Source organism: Paenibacillus sp. FSL R7-0345 (assembly GCF_038595055.1).
GTDB lineage: Bacteria > Bacillota > Bacilli > Paenibacillales > Paenibacillaceae > Paenibacillus_AQ.
Genome location: NZ_CP152002.1, coordinates 1693784 through 1715656, shown reverse-complemented (window position 1 = coordinate 1715656; position 21873 = coordinate 1693784). Strand labels below are relative to the sequence as shown.

14 protein-coding genes are annotated in these 21873 nt (G+C 52.7%); 8 read left to right on the top strand and 6 right to left on the bottom strand.

Features of this window, described 5'->3' with window-relative positions; all coding sequences use genetic code 11:
* Nucleotides 1-187: 187 nt before the first annotated feature.
* From NST84_RS07280 to NST84_RS07270, 3 genes are all read left to right on the top strand, one after another.
* The gene (locus NST84_RS07280) at nucleotides 188-2854 is read left to right on the top strand and encodes a cation-translocating P-type ATPase (RefSeq protein WP_342564939.1); all 2667 of its coding nucleotides are present in this window, start codon (nucleotides 188-190) and stop codon (nucleotides 2852-2854) included.
* Between the two features lie 116 nt (nucleotides 2855-2970).
* Nucleotides 2971-3852 (top strand): AraC family transcriptional regulator, encoded by an 882-nt coding sequence (locus NST84_RS07275; protein ID WP_342564938.1) that lies wholly within the window; start codon nucleotides 2971-2973, stop codon nucleotides 3850-3852.
* A 115-nt stretch (nucleotides 3853-3967) separates the two neighbouring features.
* Nucleotides 3968-5245, top strand: coding sequence for a glycoside hydrolase family 27 protein (locus tag NST84_RS07270; RefSeq protein WP_342564937.1), 1278 nt, complete (start codon nucleotides 3968-3970; stop codon nucleotides 5243-5245).
* 66 nt (nucleotides 5246-5311) lie between these two features.
* On the opposite strand, the gene NST84_RS07265 is transcribed toward NST84_RS07270, so the two are convergent.
* Nucleotides 5312-7624, bottom strand: a complete 2313-nt coding sequence (locus tag NST84_RS07265) for a sugar-binding domain-containing protein (RefSeq protein WP_342564936.1) — start codon at nucleotides 7622-7624, stop codon at nucleotides 5312-5314.
* A gap of 134 nt (nucleotides 7625-7758) precedes the next feature.
* Between NST84_RS07265 and NST84_RS07260 the strand changes: the two genes are divergently transcribed.
* Nucleotides 7759-8583 carry an AraC family transcriptional regulator gene (locus NST84_RS07260; RefSeq protein WP_342564935.1) on the top strand — a complete coding sequence of 275 codons (825 nt, stop codon included), beginning with the start codon at nucleotides 7759-7761 and terminating at the stop codon, nucleotides 8581-8583.
* 190 nt (nucleotides 8584-8773) lie between these two features.
* On the opposite strand, the gene NST84_RS07255 is transcribed toward NST84_RS07260, so the two are convergent.
* Nucleotides 8774-10714: a DCC1-like thiol-disulfide oxidoreductase family protein gene (locus NST84_RS07255; protein ID WP_342564934.1), complete on the bottom strand. Its 1941-nt coding sequence runs from the start codon at nucleotides 10712-10714 to the stop codon at nucleotides 8774-8776.
* A 294-nt stretch (nucleotides 10715-11008) separates the two neighbouring features.
* Here NST84_RS07255 and NST84_RS07250 point away from each other — a divergent pair, with 294 nt between their 5' ends.
* Nucleotides 11009-11890, top strand: coding sequence for a hypothetical protein (locus tag NST84_RS07250; protein WP_342564933.1), 882 nt, complete (start codon nucleotides 11009-11011; stop codon nucleotides 11888-11890).
* A gap of 709 nt (nucleotides 11891-12599) precedes the next feature.
* On the opposite strand, the gene NST84_RS07245 is transcribed toward NST84_RS07250, so the two are convergent.
* The gene (locus NST84_RS07245) at nucleotides 12600-12899 is read right to left on the bottom strand and encodes an iron-sulfur cluster assembly accessory protein (RefSeq protein WP_342564932.1); all 300 of its coding nucleotides are present in this window, start codon (nucleotides 12897-12899) and stop codon (nucleotides 12600-12602) included.
* 199 nt (nucleotides 12900-13098) lie between these two features.
* On the opposite strand from NST84_RS07245, the gene NST84_RS07240 reads away from it, so the two are divergent.
* From NST84_RS07240 to NST84_RS07230, 3 genes are all read left to right on the top strand, one after another.
* On the top strand, nucleotides 13099-13407 hold the full coding sequence (locus NST84_RS07240; RefSeq protein WP_342564931.1) for a spore coat protein: 309 nt from the start codon (nucleotides 13099-13101) through the stop codon (nucleotides 13405-13407).
* Nucleotides 13408-13549: 142 nt separating this feature from the next.
* On the top strand, nucleotides 13550-15337 hold the full coding sequence (locus tag NST84_RS07235) for an alpha-glycosidase (RefSeq protein WP_342564930.1): 1788 nt from the start codon (nucleotides 13550-13552) through the stop codon (nucleotides 15335-15337).
* Nucleotides 15338-15511: 174 nt separating this feature from the next.
* Nucleotides 15512-16033 (top strand): DUF3231 family protein, encoded by a 522-nt coding sequence (locus tag NST84_RS07230; RefSeq protein WP_342564929.1) that lies wholly within the window; start codon nucleotides 15512-15514, stop codon nucleotides 16031-16033.
* 109 nt (nucleotides 16034-16142) lie between these two features.
* Here the strand turns inward: NST84_RS07230 and NST84_RS07225 are convergent, their stop codons facing one another.
* The 3 genes from NST84_RS07225 to NST84_RS07215 form a co-directional block, all read right to left on the bottom strand.
* Nucleotides 16143-17216 (bottom strand): SGNH/GDSL hydrolase family protein, encoded by a 1074-nt coding sequence (locus NST84_RS07225; protein WP_342564928.1) that lies wholly within the window; start codon nucleotides 17214-17216, stop codon nucleotides 16143-16145.
* Nucleotides 17217-17404: 188 nt separating this feature from the next.
* Complete coding sequence (locus NST84_RS07220) at nucleotides 17405-19258, bottom strand: S-layer homology domain-containing protein (protein ID WP_342564927.1); 1854 nt, start codon at nucleotides 19256-19258, stop codon at nucleotides 17405-17407.
* Nucleotides 19255-21855 (bottom strand): Ig-like domain-containing protein, encoded by a 2601-nt coding sequence (locus NST84_RS07215; protein WP_342564926.1) that lies wholly within the window; start codon nucleotides 21853-21855, stop codon nucleotides 19255-19257. Before NST84_RS07215 ends, NST84_RS07220 begins: the two co-directional genes overlap by 4 nt.
* Nucleotides 21856-21873 lie beyond the last annotated feature (18 nt).

Sequence of the window (21873 nt, the reverse complement as noted above, 5' to 3'; positions counted from 1 at the left end):
GTTTGTTTTGAAACCTCCTTCCCGTTTAAACCGTAGCTTTTACAAACAGATTTCAAACCGAGATTATTGGGCAAACTGAGGTATCCTGCCTGAGTAGAAGACGAATGTAACGGGTATTAGTCCAATAAATCGAAGCTTATGTACTACAGACAAAAAGACACAGCATTGCAGAGAGGAGAAATCATTAGTGGAGTATTACCGCAAAAGTGTATCTGACAGCTTACAGGAGCAGCAAAGCTCGGCAAAAGGGCTGACCTCGGCAGAGGTTCAGAGGCGGCTGGAAAAGGATGGATACAACGAAATAAAAGGACGGGACAGAGATCCGCTGTGGAAGCTTTTCCTGGAAAATTTCAAGGACCCGATGGTGGTCGTGCTGCTGATCGCAGCTGCCGTCCAGATTTTTATGGGACATGTCATGGAATCGCTCATTATTTTCCTCGTTCTGATCCTCAATGCCGTCATCAGTGTGATTCAGACCCGTAAAGCGGAAAGCTCACTGGCTGCCCTGCAGCAGATGTCGGCACCTGAAGCTAAAGTGCTGCGTGACGGCGCCCCCCGGACTGTTCCGGCCCGCGAGCTGGTCCGCGGTGATATCGTTATTCTGGAAGCCGGTGATTTTGTTCCTGCCGACGGCCGGATCATCGAATCCGGAAGCCTTAAGATTAATGAAGGTATGCTGACCGGGGAATCCGAGGCTGTTGAAAAGCACACCAACACCATTGACCAGGAGGCCCCGCTCGGCGACCGCCGCAATATGGTGTTCAGCGGTTCCCTGGTGGTATACGGGCGCGGTGTTTTTCTCGTAACGGGTACTGCTCTGACTACTGAAATCGGTAAAATCGCTGAGCTGCTCGAAAGCGCCGAAGCCAAGCAGACGCCTCTGCAGCGCAAGCTCGAAGCCTTCAGTAAACAGCTCGGTATTGCTATTCTGATCCTGTCGGTCATCATCTTCGGTATTCAGGCCGGCCGTGTATGGCTGTCGGATACTAACGTTGATACTACGGAAGCCATATTCAACGCTCTGATGTTTGCTGTTGCGGTAGCGGTGGCCGCTATTCCTGAAGCACTCTCCTCCATCGTGACGATTGTCTTGTCTGTAGGCACGAACAAGATGGCCAAGCAGAATGCGATTATCCGCAAGCTGCCGGCTGTCGAGGCGCTCGGCTCGGCCGGTGTCATCTGTACGGACAAAACCGGTACCCTCACCCAGAATAAAATGACGGTCGTCGACTATTATCTGCCGGAGGGGAAAAAGGACCAGTTCAAGCTTGAACATCATGAATGGTCCCCGGAAGCCCGCAGGCTGCTGCATATTGCTGTTCTTTGTAACGACTCCAATATTAATGAAGAAGGCAAGGAGCTGGGCGACCCGACTGAGGTTGCGCTGATCGCCTTCAGTAATAGCCTGGATAAGAATTACCAGGAAATCCGCGATAACTTCCCCCGGGAAGCAGAGCTCCCGTTTGACTCCGAACGTAAGCTGATGAGTACCCTGCATACGTTTGGCGGACAAAAGAAAATGATTACCAAAGGCGGACCGGATGTGCTCTTTAGCGTATGTTCGCATGTCCTGATTGATGAAGAGGAAGTGCCTTTTACACAGGAGCTGCGTGAACGGTTCATCAAAGTCAATGAGGATTTCTCCAGCAGGGCGCTGCGTGTTCTGGCGTATGCCTACAAAACGGTACCGAATACCGCTACACAAATTACGCTTGAGGATGAAAAAAATCTGGTGCTCGTAGGCTTAACCGCGATGATTGACCCTCCCCGTGAAGCCGTCTACAGCGCCATCGCTGAATCCAAAAACGCCGGCATCCGCACGATCATGATTACAGGTGACCACAAAACCACCGCCCAGGCCATCGGGCGTGATATCGGCCTGATGAGTGATACGGATATTGCCATCACCGGCCAGGAGCTGGATGCCTTATCCGATGCCGAGCTCGACAGCAAGCTGGAGCAGATCGGCGTATATGCCCGGGTCTCCCCGGAGAACAAGATCCGGATTGTCCGCGCATGGCAGCGTAAAGGTAAAATAACCGCCATGACCGGCGACGGTGTAAATGACGCACCGGCCCTGAAGCAGGCCGATATCGGCGTGGCGATGGGCAGCGGTACCGATGTTGCCAAGGATGCGGCTGCGATGATTCTGACCGACGATAACTTCGTCTCGATTGTTAACGCAGTCTCCGTAGGACGGACGGTGTTCGATAATATTAAAAAAGCGATTGCCTATCTGTTCTCAGGCAACCTTGGGGCGATTATCGCCATCCTGTTCGCCCTGATCTTTGACTGGATTAATCCGTTCACGGCAATTCAGCTGCTGTTCATCAATCTGGCGAATGACTCCCTGCCGGCGATTGCGCTGGGTATGGAAAAAGCGGAACCTAATGTGATGAGCAGAAAGCCGAGAGAGCTTAACGAGGGCATCTTCTCAGGCGGACTGATGCAGGCAATCATTACCCGCGGCGTGCTCATCGGAGCAGCGGTTATTGTCTCCCTGTACCTGGGTCTTCAGCATTCCGACGACATGGGTGTAGCGATGGCGTTCACTACGCTGATCCTGTCCCGTACGCTTCAGACCTTTGCCGCCCGCTCTAACACTCAGACTTCGGTGGAAGCCGGCTTTTTCAGCAACAAATATGTTATCGGAGCCGTTCTGGTCTGCCTCGCCTTTTACGGTGTTGCCGTACTGCCGGGCATCAGAGAAATCTTCTCCATTCCGGATACGTTCGGGATGTCCCACTGGCTGACAGCAACAGGCCTGGCAGTCGGAGCTGTTATCCTGATGGAACTGGCCAAGCTGATCCGCAGAGCGTTCAGCCCCAAGACAGCGGAAAGTGCCCGGGCGTAATGTAAAGAAACGTTAAAACAGCGCTGTTCCTGCTTGCGGGAGCGGCGCTGTTTTTTGCGGGTGCGTGTGATAAAGTTACAAGTGAATATTATTTTAATGAGGAGGCCAGCCTAGCTATGGATATGTCCAAAGGCACCTACGGCTTCCGGTTCGCCGAAGATAAAGAGCTCAGCCTATGCGTACTCTACGCTGCCGGCAGTGATTCAATCACCACCCCGTCATACCACTGGGACGGACTGGAACGGACCGATGGTCCGCTTCTGCTGTTCCAGTACACGCTCTCCGGAGAGGGTGTATTTGAATCCTGGGGCCGGACCCACCGGGTCACGGCCGGACAGGCTTTTCTTGCGGAGATTCCCGGACCCCACCGTTATTACTATGACCCGGGGGCGTCCGAGCCGTGGGAGTTCCTGTTCCTGCTGTTCCGCCCCGAGCTGATTCTGCCCCACTGGCGAAAATTCCTGCGCGAAGCCGGGGAAGTCCCGCATCTGCCTGCAGACTGTCCCCCGGTCAGGCTGCTGAAGCTGATTGTCGCCGATGCGGCAGCAGGCCGGATCTCCGACCCGCTGATTGCCTCCTCCTCCATCTACCAGTTCATGACGGAGCTGGCCAGAATGCAGGTAACCACCCAGCGGGACAAGGAGAACTGGTCGGATAACGTGAGGCGGGCAGCTGAATACATAGAGCAGCATTATGCGCAGATGATCAGCATCGATCAGCTGTCCGAGCATGTGGCGTTATCCAAGTACCATCTGATCCGCCGGTTTTCGGCCAGTACCGGACTGACGCCCGGAGCCTATCTGACTCGGGTCCGCACCGAAAAGGCGATGGAGCTGCTCCGGGGAACGAGCCTTAGCATTGCAGACATTGCCGGGCAGATCGGCTATTCCAGCGGCAGCTATTTCATCAAGGCCTTCCGCAGCATGACCGGGCTGACGCCGGGTGATTTCCGCAGCGGGGGCGAGAGCCTCACCTACCGCAGGCTGTTCTTCGATTAATTAGAAACAGCAATATAGTGCTATTACGCTTGCAAGATTACTATAGATATTAATAATCTCCTACATTAAGATGAGGTTAATAAGAGCAATAATCCATCAGCAAAGGGGATTCACAATGACACATAAGCTTGCAGCACCTACTCCTCCGCTCGGCTGGAACAGCTGGGACTGCTACGGCGCAGCCGTAACGGAAGCCGAAATCCGCGGCAATGCGGAATATATGGCAGAACATCTTAAAGACTACGGCTGGAATTACATCACCGTTGATATCCAGTGGTATGAGCCTTATGCCAACTCCTCCCAATACCGGCCGTTCGTGCCGCTGGTAATGGATGAATATTCCCGGCTCATGCCTGCGGAGAACCGCTTCCCTTCGGCAGCGGACGGCCAGGGCTTCAAGCCGCTGGCTGATTATGTACACAGCCTCGGGCTGAAATTCGGCATTCATATTATGCGCGGCATTCCTCGCCAGGCTGCCCATGCCGGTACAGCACTGCTCGGTACAACGGCAACAGCCCGCGACATCGCCCATACCAACTCCATCTGCCCCTGGAACACGGATATGTATGGAGTAGATGCCTCGAAGGAAGGTGCTCAGGAATATTATGATTCCCTCTTTGAGCTGTATGCCCAGTGGGGCGTCGATCTGGTCAAGGTGGATGACATCGCCGCGTCCAGGCTGTATGATACCCATCAGCCGGAGATTGCCCTGATCTCCAAGGCCATCGAGCGCAGCGGTCGGCCGATGGTGCTGAGCCTGTCACCGGGCCCGGCTCCGGTGGAATACGCTGACTTCTTCGTAGAGCACGCCAATATGTGGCGGGTCACGGATGATTTTTGGGATCTGTGGCCGCTGCTGCTGGACATGTTCGACCGCTGCCGTAAGTGGCAGGGCGTACCCGTGGACGGCAGCTGGCCGGACTGCGATATGCTGCCGCTCGGCCATATCGGCATCCGTTCGGTGGACGGCGGCGGCGCAGACCGCTGGACCCGGTTCACGCGTGACGAGCAGCTGACGATGATGTCGCTCTGGAGCATTTTCCGCTCGCCGCTCATCTTCGGCGGCGAGCTGCGTGACAATGACGAGTGGACACTGTCATTGCTGACCAACCGCGAAGTGCTCCGCATCCAGCAGGAGAGCCACGGCGCAAGAGAAGCCCTCTGCAAGGGCGAGCTCATCGTGTGGACTTCCGGGCACAACGACGGTACCCGTTATGCCGCCGTATTCAACACCGGCGAGAGCCCGCTGCAGGTGGAGCTGGCTCTGGAAGAGATCGGCCTCAGCGCAGCAGCCGGTACAGAGCTGTGGAGCGGTGAAGCGGCTGAGCTTACCGCAGGTACACTGCAGACAACCGTACCGCCGCATGGCGTGAGATTGTATAGCTTTGCATAAATAGTGAAGGGTATCCCGCAAGCCGTCAGCAGAAGGCTGGGGATACCCCTTTTTATGATGCAACCCTTACACTACATTAATGACTAGCTGTGCCGGATACATTCCCTCTGAGTAGGCTGACAACACGATGCGCCCCTTTTCCCCGGTCAGTCGGATAGCCGTGCTGAGACAGCCGTGGTACAGATGCATCCAATTGCGGTCATACGGCTCGCTTGAGCTGAGGTCGCCATTGTCCACCGCAATGATCTCCGCCGGGCCTTCAACCTCGAAAGTGACTTTGGAGCTATCGCGGAACACAGGCACGCCATCGGCATCTATTGCCCGGACAGTGAGCAGCTTTTGCGATACGTTATCAGCATCCAGAGTGACCGCCTCCTGATCAAACACCAGCCTGACCGCAGGCCCTGCCGTCTTCAGCACATATTGGCTCACTTCATCGCCGCCGATATACCCCTTTACAGTAATTGTACCCGGCTGATAAGGCAGATAGCCGGTAATCATCCGGCCCGGGTAGGCAGCCGGCTTGTCCACATAAAATCTTTTACCGTTCAATTCAAGAGTGACCTCTTCGCAGTTCGTAGCAATCATGTACGGAATCACGGTCTTGTTAAACTGCGGGAAGTTCCAGTGGCTGGCATACCGCGGCGTATCCCAGTGCTCTTTGGTGCCCTCGTCCTGCAGGGAATAATCCATGACGGCCAGATAGGCCATCGGCTTATCCGACCAGTAGCTTTCATAGAGATAAGACAGCGGCTTGCGCTCATTATTCGTATAGAACAGCGAGCCCGCCCAGCCCTTGGCCGGATACCCCATAGACTCCCCGAGGTAGTCAATTCCGGTCCACAGCATGCCGCCGATTACATAATCGTGCTGCTCCACATCCATCCACGGTATATCTGGCGTAAAATTCTGCATCTGCTCGCGGTGGCCGCGGAAAAACTGGTACGTCTCCGTACCCAGAATCAGCTTATCCGGCAAAGCCTCATGAATCTCAGGGTACCATTGCTCCTGATAATTGCAGCAGACCACATCGACGATCTCCCCGATCCGGCGGATCCGTTCCACCCGTTCGGCCACATCATAAATTTCCGTCTCATCCGCCTCGTCAACAAACTGCTGGATATCCTCGATTTTGGACACGTCGACATTGCTCTCAACCTTAAAATGCGGGTTCATCGCATACGATACCGGCCGTGTATCATCCAGCGTCAGCAGATGCCCTCTCAGCATACTAAGAATCTTCAGCATGGAGGCCTGCCCCTGATGCTCCACCTCATTGCCGACACCCCACATAAAGATGCACGGATGATTCCGGTCGCGCTTCACCATCCCCTCCAGGTCACGCTGCCACTCGGTCTCGAAATAACGCCCATAAGCCCCGCCGGTCCATTTGTCAAAAGGCTCCTCGTACACCAGCAGGCCCAGCTCATCACACAGATCCAGTAGCTCTGCCATAAAAATATGGTGGGAGGTGCGGATCGCGTTACAGCCGATTTTTTTGAAGGCAAGCAGCCGGTCTTTCCAGATCTCCGCCGTTACAGCCGTTCCGAGACAGCCTGCATCCTGGTGGATACACAGCCCTTTCACCTTAGTTAATTGCCCGTTGATATACATCCCCTTGTGCGGAACCATTTTGATTTCCCGGATGCCGACGTTCAGACCGTAATGGTCAACAGCTTCATCCCCCTGAAAAAGCGACAGCTCCAGACGGTACAGCTGCGGCTGCTCCGGACTCCACAGTTTCGCTGATGGAACCTCAAACCGGATAACGCCCTGCTCGTTGGATTCTTGCGTGTAGGAGATGTCTGCGTCTGCATCAGTGAGAACGGCTTTTACGAGCGCTGTAATGCCGGTTTTTACATTGACAATACCTGTGCTGCCTTTAATCTTCGTTGTTACTTGAATTTCATAAGGCACCAGATGCTTCTGCGGCAGCTCCAGCAGGGTTACATCACGGTAAATGCCTGCACCCGAATACCATCTGTCCGCCGGGAACACGGTGTTATCCACCTTAACCTGAATCAGGTTATCGCCTTCATGAATCAGGTCTGTGATATCCAGTTCAAAGCTGGTATAGCCGTATTTATGGCCGCCTGCTTCTGTGCCGTTGACCCAGACTGTACTATTTTCATAGATTCCGCCAAAATGCAGCTTATACACATAGCCGTCCTTCATTCCGCTGATGGTCAGCCGCTTTCTGTACCAGCCTGTTCCCCAGCGGTCCCTGAAGCCCTGAGCCTCTCCCTGCTTCATCTGCGTATTTACCGGAGCGGTGATCGCCCAGTCATGCGGCAGCTTTACGGGTGCAAAATTTCCGTCCTCAGGCTGCTGCAGGGTGAACTCCCAGCCGTCATTGATTTTGGTTTCAAGCCTGCTCATTGTGATGTACCATCCTTAATATAGATTTGTAAGCGCTACACAAACTTTGTTATATTTATATTGTAGTGATGTTATTCCCTGCGAACAATCTAAGGATATTCATATAAACATTAATATATTAAGGTCGTGATCCTATGTACAGACGGCTTCTGCCCCTTATTACGGAATCAGACAAGGAGCTTCCCTACTACCTTGTGGATGCGGGTATTCACTGGGATCAGGAGCATATTGTCCGTCCGGACGGCTACTTGTATCAATGGATTCAATGTGTGGAAGGCGAAGGCGAGCTGATCACCAGCGGCAGAACCTTCCGGGTAAAAGAAGGCACCGCGATGCTGCTGCTCAAGGGGACTCCCCATGAGTACTATGCGGTCAGCCCGTCCTGGCGGGTGAACTGGATTGTGTTCGACGGCCATCAGGTGGAGAGCTTTCTGAAGCGGACGGCGGGGATTACCGCTCCGGGGGTCTACTATCTTTCGAAGCCTGAGGTTTTTACGGCCAGAATCCAGAGCATGATGGATATTCAGCAGGCCGACTATGCCCTGCGGAGTCTGGAATGGTCCGCTCAAATCTACTCCCTGCTGATTGAAATAGTCCAGTATGCCTCCGTCCATCCGCACAACAGTGCTTCTACGCTCAATCTGAAGCTGAAGCCGCTGTTTGACTATATCGAGCAGAATGCCCACAAACCGCTGACACTGGAGGAGATGGCCGGAGTGGCCGGCATTACGCCGCAGCACCTGTGCACCGTGTTCAAGAAAACGACGAACATCCGGATTTTCCAGTACATTCATTCGGTGCGGATCAAGAACAGCAAGGAGCTGCTGCTGCGCAGTCCCAATATGCCGGTAAAAGAGGTGGCTCTCCTGTCCGGGTTCGAGGACCCCAACTATTTCTGCACCGTGTTCAAAAAGCACGAGCAGCTCAGCCCGAACCAGTTCAGAAAGCTGTATTCCTGAGCTGTGCTGGTTCGGGGGCGGTGGATACGGGGCGGCCGCAGCTGAGGCTGAACGCAATGCAGCCGCAAGCGCGAATGCGCCTGCGGCTGCAAGTGTGGCACGGCTGTGGCTATAGAGCTGATGTTGCGGAACATGCCGTTAATGGATGCTGATGCGACACGGTTACATTCATAAGGTAATTGCAGCGAGGCTATGGTTGCATAGCTGAAGCAGTAGCGCCGACCGCATCCTCAACCGCCTCGCCCCAGGTTCCCGGCTCTCCGCTGCCGGCAGCGCCGTCCATCATAAGCTGCAGGCTGCCGCCGCTGGCTGCAATTTCTCCGATCCGGCTCCACGGCTGATCCATATTGTCCTGCAGCAGTCCAGGGCGGAAATAATCCATCGCTACCTCAATCGGCTTGCGCTGGATCACAATAGTGCCGCTGCCGGAATGCAGGTCAGTTCCGCTGTCTTCCGCCCAGAAGACGGCGTAATCCAGCATGCTGTTCTTGGCCTGCTCGTACGGAATGTCCGGTTTAACGGAGGCGTACGCCCAGTTATCCCACTGCCGGCCGACCTTATAACCCCGGGAGAAGCCGCTATCGTTCATGATCGGCAGCGGCACGGAGGATTCCCTGTCTACATAAACCAGCCGGGTCTGAAACCCATACTCCTTATAATGTGTTTCAGTATACACACCATGATTGGTCCAGCCCAGCACGGGATAGGTTACCCGCTTGTAGACTGCGGCCGTATCCCTGAGGGCAGCCGTCAGGCTGCTGTTTTCGCCGGTCAGATATTTCCCGTAGGCCGGTGTCCCGAAGGAAATGACTATAAACGAGACCCCCCATAACAGCAGGAAGGTTCCGGCCGGCCAGAACTTTCCGGCAAAGGGAGAGGTCGCCTGTTCCGGCGGAGCCACGATACCGATGCCGCAGGTGCTGTCTGTGCAGCCTCCCTCCCGTTTACGTTTGGCTGCTACCTTGCCGTAAATAGCGGCCGCGATACCATGAAACGGCGGCAGGCCAAGCAGGAGGCCGGCCGGATAAGCCCAGCCCATAGACCGTAGAACGGCGGCGTAGGTATCCACACCTTTATGCAGCTTCTCTCCCTTTTCCACGGCATAAATGTCATGCAGGAGATCTGCCTCCGGAATATCAGCCAGCAGCTTTTCCTCAGCCGCAAAATCCTGCAGTGCCTTCCACTCAATTGCCTTGCGGAAATCCAGTGCCGAGAGGATGCCGACCGTCTGTCGGCACAGCGGACATAGCCGGTCATAGTAGACCGTCAGCCGTTTGCGCTTCGCCGCGATCCACCGGTCATACAGCTTGCGGTAGGCGCTCTCCGGAATAATCGCCAGATGGATCGTGATCACCAGCAGGCTCATCGCCGGAATCGGGAAAACAAACAATACACCGGCATGCAGGAGTACTCCGGCAAGACTCATCCATACCCGGAGCCGCTTGAACCATACCAGGAAAATATACACTCCTTCATAAACAAGCAGAGAATAGCCCATTAGCCGTACCAGCCACTCGTGGTCGATCAGCCAGGAGACATCATAGTAGGTGGTAAACGGAAGCGAGGCCGGCGCCCAGAGGCCCAGTCCCGAAAGATACATGTCTGAGGATAGCTTGTACAGCATTGAATCCAGATAAAACAGCCCGATCAACAGAATCAGAAACGCGGTATGAATAAACCGGGCCTGAGGCCTGGGCAGCTTCCGCACACGGACCCGGGCCTGCCGACGGCGCTCCATCAGACTCTCTATGGACAGGCACGCTGACACAGGCATAAACATCAGCAGGAATGAACCCGTCAGAAACAGCGAATCCACCTGCCAGTTGTTCGCCTCATTTACTACAACAAAGCCAAGTATATAAACACTGATTACATAATTGACAATCGCAGCCGGACGGGTCAGATATCCGATCAGCAGCAGGAACAAAGCTATCATCCAGAGCACAAACAGGGCGGTCAGGAAGACAGGCACCTGTGCGGCCAGGCTGTCTTTTTGAAAAATCAGGTCCCTCATCGTCATCATCTGCAGCAGCTCAAGCATCCATACAAGCGAGAACCCGATCCGGAACAGCGCCAGCGGAAAGGCCGGCTCCTTCCGGTCATACAGCTTCTCTTTCAACTTATTCCACATCGTATAACCCCCTTGCGCCTGTCTTGGTGTTCACTCACTCAATCATTAACCGATTACCCGCCGTGCAAACAGCTGGAACATCAGAGCCTGAGCGCTGTAACGGACTCAGACAACCTTATTTCGCCAAAATCTCACTTTTAGCCGGGCTAACCGGACCCCAGCGCTCTTATTTTGCGGAAATGGCCTGACAGGCCCTCACGTTAGGGATAATAAGAGCATATTATCCGTTCATTGATATGTGATATATTACATAAATGAACTTCGGTTACTATATTACATCTAAAAGGTGGCACCATGGAAACCAATAAAACAGAACGTATTAACGAAGATAATTACAAAGTATTGGCTTTGTTAAGCCAGTACCTGAATGACCGGCCGGATAACATAAGTAAAGAAGAGATAGAGGAGATCACCGGATTCGGCGTATCTGCAGAATATGCATTCGGGGTTCTTTTCGCGGCTGCACTGGGACTGGATATTGTGGACAACGCTGAGGATACGGCTCTCTATAACACCTATTTCAGCAAAATGCTGCACAGGCTCGATATTCAGAAATATTACGCTAATCCGTACTTCAGGAACATCAAAATTCCCGCGGTTACGATCGGCAGCAGTGAACTGAAATATGAACAGTATAAGCCTTATGAGGCTTTTGTCTGCAATGACATTATTACCACGCCTGAAGGACGATTGATGCCGCAGATTGGTTTCTTTGAGACGGAATTCCGATTCCCGGCGGTGCTTGAGAACAACCGGATCTGGATGACCATTACGCCGAATGAGATCGAGACGATGAAGGAAGCTGTCGCCGGGGCGTCCGGTAATGTGCTGACGTACGGGCTGGGGATGGGCTATTATGCCTACATGGTTTCGGAAAAAGAAGACGTGCAAAGGGTAACGATAGTGGACAGCAACGAGGACGTGATCAAGCTGTTCAGCCAGCATATTCTGCCCCAGTTCGGTAATGCGCAGAAGGTCACGGTTATCCAGGCAGATGCCTTTGAATATGCTGAGCAGCAAATGTCTCAGGGCCAATATGACTTTGTGTTCACCGATCTGTGGCATGACGTTTCAGACGGCCTGGACATGTACCTGAAGATGAAAACATACGAGAGCCTGAGTCCGGCATCCCGGTTTATGTATTGGATTGAGCAGTCGATTTTGTGCTATTTGTAAAAAGCGCGGGCTTGTCACGGATTAGCATTAAAGGGGCGGCAGCGCATGAAGTACCAAAATGTGGAGTACCGGGGTGCGAGCAGGGTGCGAGCAGGATGCAAGGCGGGAGTGCCGCGGGTCAGCACGGTGCTAGGGTGCAGTGAAGGGGCCACGGCCGGAGCGGGGCGACGCTGGTCAGCACAGTGCGAGTGCAGTACAGGGTTCCTCGGCCGGAGCGGGGTGCAGTGTACTAGCAGCTGAGCGGGCCAAATTAATGGGATTTTTCCCTCTAATCTCCTTCTCTCAGCCTCATTTCACTCCAAGTAGTGGGATTTTTCCCTCTAATCGTCCTCTTTCAGCCTCATCTCGCTTCAAATAATGGGATTTTTCCCTCTAATCACCCTCTCTCAGCCTCATTCCGCTCCAAATAGTGGGATTTCTCCCTCTAATCACTCTCTCTCAGCCTCATTCCGCCCCAAATAATAGGATTCTTCCCTCTAATCGCTCTTTCAGCCTCATCTCGCTTCAAATAATGGGATTTTCCCCTCTAATCGCTCTTACTCGTCCACATCCGGCATAGCCTGCCACTTTCGCCCAATCGGCTCACTTTAGCTAACGGCCCTCCTTTTGCAATATTCAGAGAAATCCCCTCTTCGCGTCTGTTCTAAGTCTACAAAAAAAGCGTTCAACCCGGCTAAGGGTTGAACGCTTTTCGCATAGACAGCACTGCTTATTTTTCAAGGAATCCGGTAGATGGATTTGTGATGAAGAAACCTTCCTGCGGTACGTAGAAGTATTGAACCCATACTCCGTCCAGCAGGGGCTCACGTGTATCCAGCAGTACCTCGATATCCTTGTCGGTTGCTACAATTTCGTCATGCTCAGTCGGTGTATCCAGAGTCACATCATAGTGACCGTGATCCCCGTGATTCTGGGTAATCACTACGCGGATTTTCTTGCCTTCCGCTTCCGGAGTGTTCAGCATGTCTTTCAGGACTTTAGCGGCATTGCGGTTAATTTTACATTTCATCCTCTGGCGACCTCTATTCTTCATAATTTGCAGTAAGAAGTCCATTATAACATATTATAAGGTACTATATATAATTTAGCGTAGTCCGTTTAAAGAGGAGTATTACTCATCCCCCGCCGGGATGGAACTTTGCTGTTTAGTTCCTCCGGCACGGGTTATTTATAATGTAGCACTTTAGAATTCACAAGGAGGGGTTACGATGCCAACCACAACCAAAACGAAGGAAATGCTGGTTAACGCTATAGCACCTATGGATGATCTGGCGATTGCCACTGACATGCTGTTATCGGCAAAAACGGCCGTACGCACCTACGCGATTGCCCTTACGGAGACTGCGACCCCCAAAGTACACAAAGTACTAAAAGCCCAGCTGGATACTGCCATCGAAACACATCAGAAAATTGCCGCCTATATGATTGAAAATGAAATGTACCATCCTTATGATATAACCGAACAGGTAGAGCATGATTTAAAAAAAGCTGAAACAGCGCTTGAGCTGCAAAAATAACCGCTAAGAATTGTTAGCATCATTTCCGCAGCCCGGACTCCGGGCTTTTTTTTGACGGCAATAATAAGGCTCCGGCTTATTGCTCCTGATAAGGTAACAATAAACAGCATACGCCAACATCATAAATCCGGGAGGAACTAGGATGATATCCAATGAACAAGCTATAAGCTCTGCTAACCTTACAACCAATATTCATTTGGAAAGTCTGCATCATGTTCCGCACAGCAACTGGGCCTACCCATACGACAAGGAGACCTTTCATTTACGTGTCCGGACCAAAAAGCAGAACGTGGAACGTGTTTATGCACTGACAGGAGATAAATATGACTGGGAAACCTATAATCACGAATATCAAATGCGCAAAATCGGGACCGACCGGCTCTTCGATTATTGGCAAACGACGGTAAAGCCGGACCATCGCCGTTTCTCCTATGCCTTCCGCTTTCATACCGGTGAAGAAACCGTGTGGATGACTGAGAACGGGATTCATACCGGGGAGCCTGAATCACCAAACGGCTTCTATGACTGGCCGTATATCCATGAAATTGATATTTTCCAGGCTCCGGAATGGGCCAAATCAGCGGTATTTTATCAGATTATGCCTGAGCGTTTTGCGAACGGGGATACAAGCAATGATCCTGATAAAATTTCACCATGGGGTGGTAAGCCTGCTACGGATAACTTTTTCGGCGGGGATCTACAGGGGATTATCGACCATCTCAACTACCTGGAGGATTTGGGGATTACGGCCATTTATCTCACTCCGATTTTTGAGGCACCTACCAACCATAAGTATGACACCACCGATTATATGAAGGTTGATCCTCACTTCGGCGATCTGGAGCTGCTCAAAAAACTGGTTGATGAAGCCCGCTCCAAAGGAATCCGGATTGTCCTGGATGCCGTGTTTAATCATATCGGCTCCAATTCTCCCCAGTTTAAGGATGTTATCGAACATGGGGAGAATTCCAAATATGCGGACTGGTTCCATATCAACGAATTCCCGGTTCAGGTCAAAGAAGGAAAACCTAATTACGATGCCTTCGGATTCTTCGCCGAGATGCCCAAGCTGAATACAGCCAATCCGGAAACGCGCAAATATCTGCTGAATATTGCCGAGTATTGGCTCAAGGAACTCGGCATGGACGGCTGGCGGCTTGATGTTGCCAATGAAATCGACCATCATTTCTGGAAGGAATTCCGCACCCGGATTAAGGCCATTAACCCCGATGCCTATATTATCGGCGAGAACTGGAATGATTCCCTGCGCTGGCTGCATGGCGACCAGTTTGATTCCGTCATGAATTATCCGCTCTCAGACCGGCTGATTGAATTCCTGCAAAGCGACGATATGGATGCACAGACCTTCTCGGAATATATCGGCGGCCTGCTGATGCGTTATCCGCAGCAAGCCAATGAAGTGCTGTTCAATCTTTTGGCCAGCCACGACACCCCGCGGCTGCTTACCCAGCTGGGCGGCGACAAAAACAAGCTCAAGCTGGCGGTCGCCTTCCTGCTTACTTTTACCGGAACGCCTTGTATTTATTACGGGGATGAAATTGGCCTTGATGGCGAAGGAGATCCGGATTGCCGTAAATGCATGATCTGGGAGGAAGAGGAGCAGGACCGGGGTCTGCATCAAACCTACAAACAGCTAATCCAGCTCCGCAAGGACCATCCGGTTCTGAGTACAGGAGAGTTCAGCTTCCTGAAGAACAACCAGCAGGAACGCCCGCTGATCTATGAACGTTACAATGATAAAGAACATTTTACGGTCTGGATGAATCCATCCGCGGAACCGGCAACCCTGGCACAGGCACTTGAGGGCAGCTGGAAGGATGCCTTCACCGGAGAAGCCGCCGCAGCAGACAATGGCGAGATCACACTTGCGCTCGAACCCTTCAGCTTCAGAATACTATTTAAAGACTAAGCTCAGCATAAACTGCACAACCAAGCTGCTTTACTCCTCTTCAGGAGTAAAGCAGCTTTTCTTTTTCCAGTGTTTCCGTAAAAAGAAGTCTGCAAATTCCGGACAATTCAGGGCATGCTATCTTTGTTACACATTTCACTTTAAAGACCACTTTAATGACAAAGGAGCATATCCATGACAGGAATTTTAGGCGGCAACCCTAAAGACGAGCCGATGCATTACGGGGAGATTTTTAGCGTATGGACAGCCTCGACAGTAGCCAAGGGCGCATTATCCAGTTACCGGGCGTACACATATCATGCCGGTGATCATGACCTGAAGAAGATCTTAGGGGCTATGATTGATCAGGCTGAGCTGGAAATCAGCGAACTGGATTCGCTGCTGGCCGAGCAGGGACTGGCGTCTGCGCCAGCTATGCCGCTACGTCCTGAAGCCAAGCTCGAAGACATCCCGGTCGGCGCAAGATTTACTGACCCGGAGATTGCAGCCATGCTGGCTGCAGACAGCGCAGCCGGACTGGTCGCCTGCAGCCAGGCCATGGGAATATCCATCCGCGAGGATGTAGGCGCCTTGTTTGCCAAGTATCACCTCACCAAAGCTGCCCTTGGTCTAAAAGTTCTGCATTTAACCAAGAAAAACGGCTGGCTGATCCCTCCGCCGCTTCAGGTAAAAAGACCGGAGGCCGTGAAGGTATAGTGACCTGCTGGATTATGCAGTGCCGGAATCAGCGGTGTGCTGCTACAAGTCATCAAGTCTGATTTTGGCCTTAATGGACCTGCGGAAAACCGCAGGCCCCTCTTTTCATCTATTCCCACTTCATAAGCTTTTGGATATGGGCAGCCAGTTTATCAGCCGCTTTATGATGAGTAACCGGTGACGGGTGAAGGTCGGAAGCATAGCCGTCAGCTGCCTCCTGCACTTCAAACTTCATCGTGGAAATAGTATTGTCCCCCGTTTCAGCAGAATAGCAGCTAACCGCCTGCTCCACATAAGGATAGAGCCTGTCCCCCATGATTCCCAGCGTACACAGTATCTTCGCATGCGGATTACAGCGCCGGACTGTTTTTAGAAATCCGGCATATTCCCGGGCATACTCGGCCTGCCGCACAGCGTCATCCTTGGTATAGGAATCATCATTTGTACCCAGATTAATAACAATCAGGTCGGGTACAAACCGGCTGAAATCCCAGGAAAGCTGCTGGGGAAGCAGCTTATTATCAAATCTGCCCTCGGATTTACCCACCTTTTCATAGTAATCCGGAAGCAGATGTGTAGTCAGCTTCTGGTCATTTTCCGTATAGCCTGTGATAATCCCGTATCCGCTGTAAGATACCATGCTGTAGTCTGCCTGAAGCCTTCGGGCGGTCAGATACGCATAGGCCTTGGTAACATCTTCAGTAGCGGTGGAGAAAGAGTGCGTCCCGTCCTCATCATCCACACCATAACCGCAGGTAATGGAATCTCCAATAAATTCGATCTTATGTACGCTGGCCGGGGCCGGCTTAATGCCCTCCGCAGCATCGACTGTGATAGACACAATCCCTGCGGTCGACATTGCCGCCTCGGACAGCTTGATGACGGTTACCGTAATCTCCTGCTCTGTGTCGCTTTCAAACACAGTATACGTTGCCAGCGGCCGGTCAAGCTGTTCATCAATCACCCGCACACCGTTTACACAGATAGCGATCCGGGCCAGGTTATTGCCGGTTAAGGCAACAGCATCCCCTTTTAACGTGATTTGCGCCTTCCGGCCATAAAAGGTGAATTCAACACCGCTGCCGGAGAGGGCCAGCCACCGCACATCATTATAATAGTGGGTCCGTCCGATGATTTTTACATTATTCTCCGTTGCTCTATATACCTCAATGGCTTCTGTCATAACTGTAGCTACCTTCCTTCTCAGCTTCTATACACGCAGTAGTAATGTACCCCTAAAGGCGGTTTTTTGGCAATAGCTTTGAGTAACAGCTAATTCCCCCCATATAAAGTAATGTTGAATTCGTATTAATGTTGATTCAGCTCAAAATGCGCCTCCACAAGGGAGGCGCACCATAAAGAATAATATAGCTACAGCTTATTAATAATTCTATACACAATAACCGCAGCTTCTGCTCTGGTCGCATTGGCATGCGGATTGAGCTTGCTACCGCTGCCGCTGACGATTCCTTCCTTTACCATCTTAACAACATCTGCTACAGCATAGGCTGCCACCTCCGACCTGTCGCTAAACTTACGGATATCGTCAGCGCTGCCCGCCGGCATTGCCGCCCCGCTAAGCGAAAGGGCCCTGCTGCCGAGAACCATCAGCTCCTGGCGGGAGATCGGCGTATCCGGCTTGAAGAGGTTATTGCCCGCTCCATCTGTGATCCCCAGCTCCCTGGCGATTCCCAACGCTTCATAGTAGTATTTCGCAGGACTAACATCGCTAAAGTTATCATTGAAGCTGGCTGTAAGTCCCAGACCCCTTACCAGAATAACTAGGAAATCCGCCCGGGTGATGTTTGTATCTGGTGCAAAGGACGTATCCGAAATTCCGTTGATTACACCTTTGGAGGCCAGTGTTTCTATCGATTGCTGCGCCCATGTCAATTTAGCCGCATCAGCAAAAGTCCTGAATGCATAGGAAACGGCAAACTTACTGAAGTGCGTGGTACTGAAGGTTACCCTGCCTACCGCCGCATCATATCTCGTATTGGGTATCTTGGTTGCCATCCCCGCCTTATCAATATACCAGACTACGAGATGTTCACCGCTGTTAAGTTCGTCCTGCCTAGGTGTGTATGGAACAGATACTTTAACCGGTGCATTTTTGTTGCTCCATTCAACGGCTGCACCGTCAACCTTCGCAGTCAGCTCGATGACCGGTTTACTGCTGGCGCTTGCTCTCAGCGACGGGTCATTTATTGCCGCCGCATCCGCTAAGCCAATAACCACGGAAACAGTGGAGCTGCCTGCTATAAGCGCAGCTTCGAACATATTTCCGGGCAGTTCAATAGTTCCAACCGGAGTAACCAGCTGGATTACCTGCTTCGGATCTCCTGCAAACAGGCTGGCCGGCAGCACCGGCTCATACGCTTTAGCTCCTTCAGCCTGCGTTATAATGATCTCCACAGTCCTGATTCCCCTGGCATCCGCTGCTGCCTTGGACAAGGCCGTGCTGACGGCTGCTGCAGAGACCTCTGCCTTCGCGACAGCCGTCGCCGGATCAAGCACGGCAGTCAGCGTGATGGCAGAGCCTGCCGCTTCAGGCGAAGGCTTCGGTGTCGCTGCTCCAGTCTGTCCGCCTGGCAACGGCGGTGGTGTTGGTGTGGCGGTCGCCGCCGGCGTTGGTGTAGGCGTTGCAGCCGTTTCACCAACCTTTACCACCAGTTCCACGGTTTTCGGGCTTCCGTTCACATTACCGGTAACCGTGAATGGGCCGGCTGTACCGGTATCCGGCACGCCGGACCATTTCACACCTACCTCCCGGTTAGCCCCGCTGTCGAATACAGCAATTACGGAGCCGGGCAACACAAGCTTGCCGCCTTTGGCAACTGTAATAGCCTGCAAGGGCCTGAAGCCCGTTATCGTCTCGGTATGCTCAACTGTGAAAGCCTGCAGCTCTGCCTTCCCACTGCCGGCCGAGCTCACGGAGCCGTAATACTCTCCCTTTGGAAGCACGGTCTGGAAGGTGTGCTGTCCATTTTTAAGCTCAGCCTGATCCACATAGACGATGGATCCGGTCTGCTTTTGCATAATCAATACCGTTATTGTGTCCTGCTCATTGGCTGTACTGGTCACCTTGATTGCTGCTGTATTATGATCTACCTCCAGGCTGGCCGTTAAGGCTGCGGCTGCCGATACACCGGCAATGCCGAACGGAAGCACCAGCAATGAGAATATGATCCATGCTATGCATGCTCTGAAGATCCTCTTGTTCATAAGCCTCCTCCTAACTGCACGGACTTCTCGTTGGAAATGAGCTGTCCTTCTTGCACATTATTGATGACATAAGCCTTTATCTGCAGCCCTGTAAGCTGCAGGGGAGTGCTGAACATGGCTTTTACAGTCTTGGTCCCGTTCACCCCAAAGGCTGACTTCACATAAGACGAGGAGAGAATATTGCCCTCTGCGTCACACAGCTGGATAACAACGACACCCTCCGGGACAGCAATCGAATTCCGCTCAACAGTAACTGCGGCTACAGCGGTCAGCCCAGGAGCCGGCTGCGCTGCTTCATTTCCCAGTGCATCTGTAAGCTTGATATCCGTTACCGTAAAGGAGCTGCTGAGCTGCACATTCGAGAATTTAGCCGTGTTATAGTATTTATCCCCGATCGCAGGCTGGGTCCCGTCGACGGCAAATCCGATATAAGCCTCCTTATCCATAGCAAAGGTATCCCTGAACAGCTCTTTCCAATGCTCACCGTCATAGGAGGTAAAAGCAACAATGGTATCCCCTACACGCTCCAGCTTCAGCCAGATCGGCAAGGTGTTATCGGTTAAGCTTGGCAAATAGTCCTGCGGATAATCTGCATTGTTCAGCGTGCGGATAGTCTCTCCTTTGTTCATCCGCGATGAGAAATAGGTGGCATAGAACGTGTCATCCTTATCCCCGTTTCCAAGCTCATCCCGGTCTGCCTTCACGATGGAGGTGCTGATCACCGCTGCAGCTGCGTCCGGCTCCAGGCTGTCCCGGATCATCAGGCCCGAAATGGCGTTGTTGTCCAGCAGGGCGATGGAATCCAGTCTGGCGGTTAAGGATGCATTGCCGCTGACCGGCTGGTATACATAATGGAAGCTGTCACTGCGGCCGGTGATTTTTCCGGACCCTTTCACGGTCAGCGTACCGGAGCCGTCCAGGCTTCCACTGCCCTTCACCGGCGTATTGCCGATATCGGCAGACTTCCAATCTGCAGACACCTCGGGACCGTTGACATGAACCGGCAGGGAGGTGGACTGGGTTGCATTTCCTTTCGTATCAAAAGCACGCGCCGAGATAAAATAAGTGCCGTCCTCCACATTGTCCATAGTGAAGCTGTATGGGGCCTTCTTTACTTCCCCCAGCAGCACATCATTGCTGTAAAATTGCATCTTGGCAATTCCATCCATGTCTGAAGCCTCTGCATCAATCTGGATGGCTCCGCCTTCGGCAAACAAAGCGCTATACACAGGTGATTTCAGCTTAACCACAGGATTGTCTGCAGCATGGGTCATATCTGCCAGACTGTTCAGATAATTCTCCAGATTGCTGTACCCGTTCGGACTGATGGTTTTGCCGTCCGCTTTGTTCAGCTTATTCAGGCCATGAGCCTCTTCCCAGGCATCCGGCATGCCGTCATGATCGCTGTCCAGCGGAGCTTCAGCGGATTGTAATTCCGGGTAACCGCCCACCTCATATTCCCGGTTGATCGTCCGGCCGGTTCCGTCTATTACATCCTGTACGGCCCGGGCATCTGCGGCATCCCTTCTTGGCAGCACCGCACCAGCCATGTCCAGCACATCCCGGTAGGCCTGCTCGGCATCCGTGATCTTTACGGTTGTATAGCTGTCATTCTGAAACGGGGCCTTGGAGAGAACCGTAGCCGGGATTGCATTCTGAATCCCCTTGCTGTTGTCCGCGCTGATCTCCGGGCTGCCGTACATGTAATTCCCGTCCACAAAAAACTCACCGTCACCGGGATTGATGATTCTGCCTTTTACAGACTGGAGGGTAGACGGTCCCGGCTTGTAGTAGTTATTAATGACATTGGACTGCAGCGTGGTTAAGCCGCCATAGGTGTTGTTAAAGCCCCAGTTGTAAATCACATTGTTAGACATCGTGATATTGCCGGGCGTATTGCCGTTTCCGATTCTCGGCATTCTGCTGGTATGGCTGGTAAGCAGATTGTGGTGGAAGGTTGTCGCATTGCCGCCCCAGATCCCGCCGTACCCGTGTTTTCCTTTTACATGCCCGGATAAAGTAAGGCTTTCGCTGATGATGCTCCACTGCACGGTCAGATTGTTATTCTCATAAAAGGATAAACCTTCGTCCGTCGACCAGCCGGCCGAGACATGATCAATCATCACATAATTGGAGCCCCGGCCGCCCAGGGCATCCGGCTCACTGGAGATGTTGGCCGAACCGGGTCTGAATCTTAAATACCGGATAATAATATTGGTTGCACTGCTGATGTCGGTGTTAAAGCCGGCGATGCAGATCCCGTCTCCAGGAGCGGTCTGTCCGGCAACCGTAATGTTTTTTCTGTTGGTGAAGCCGAGCGAACTGGCCAGGTGAATCGTCCCCGATACACGGAATACGACCATCCGGTTGTCTCCGCTCACAGCGTCCCTTAGAGACCCCGGCCCGGAGTCATTCAGATTGGTCACTTCATAGACGTCATAGCCCCGGCCGCCGCTGGCATACATCCCCCCGCCCTCGGCCCCAGGAAACGCCGGTATAGCCGCCGGCGCCTGGGCAGCATGAGCAGGCACGGCATCAGCCAGAAATGAAGCGCCAAGCAGCGCACATAACGCAGTTGAGATCATCCTTTTCTTCATGGTTCATCCTCCTGCAGA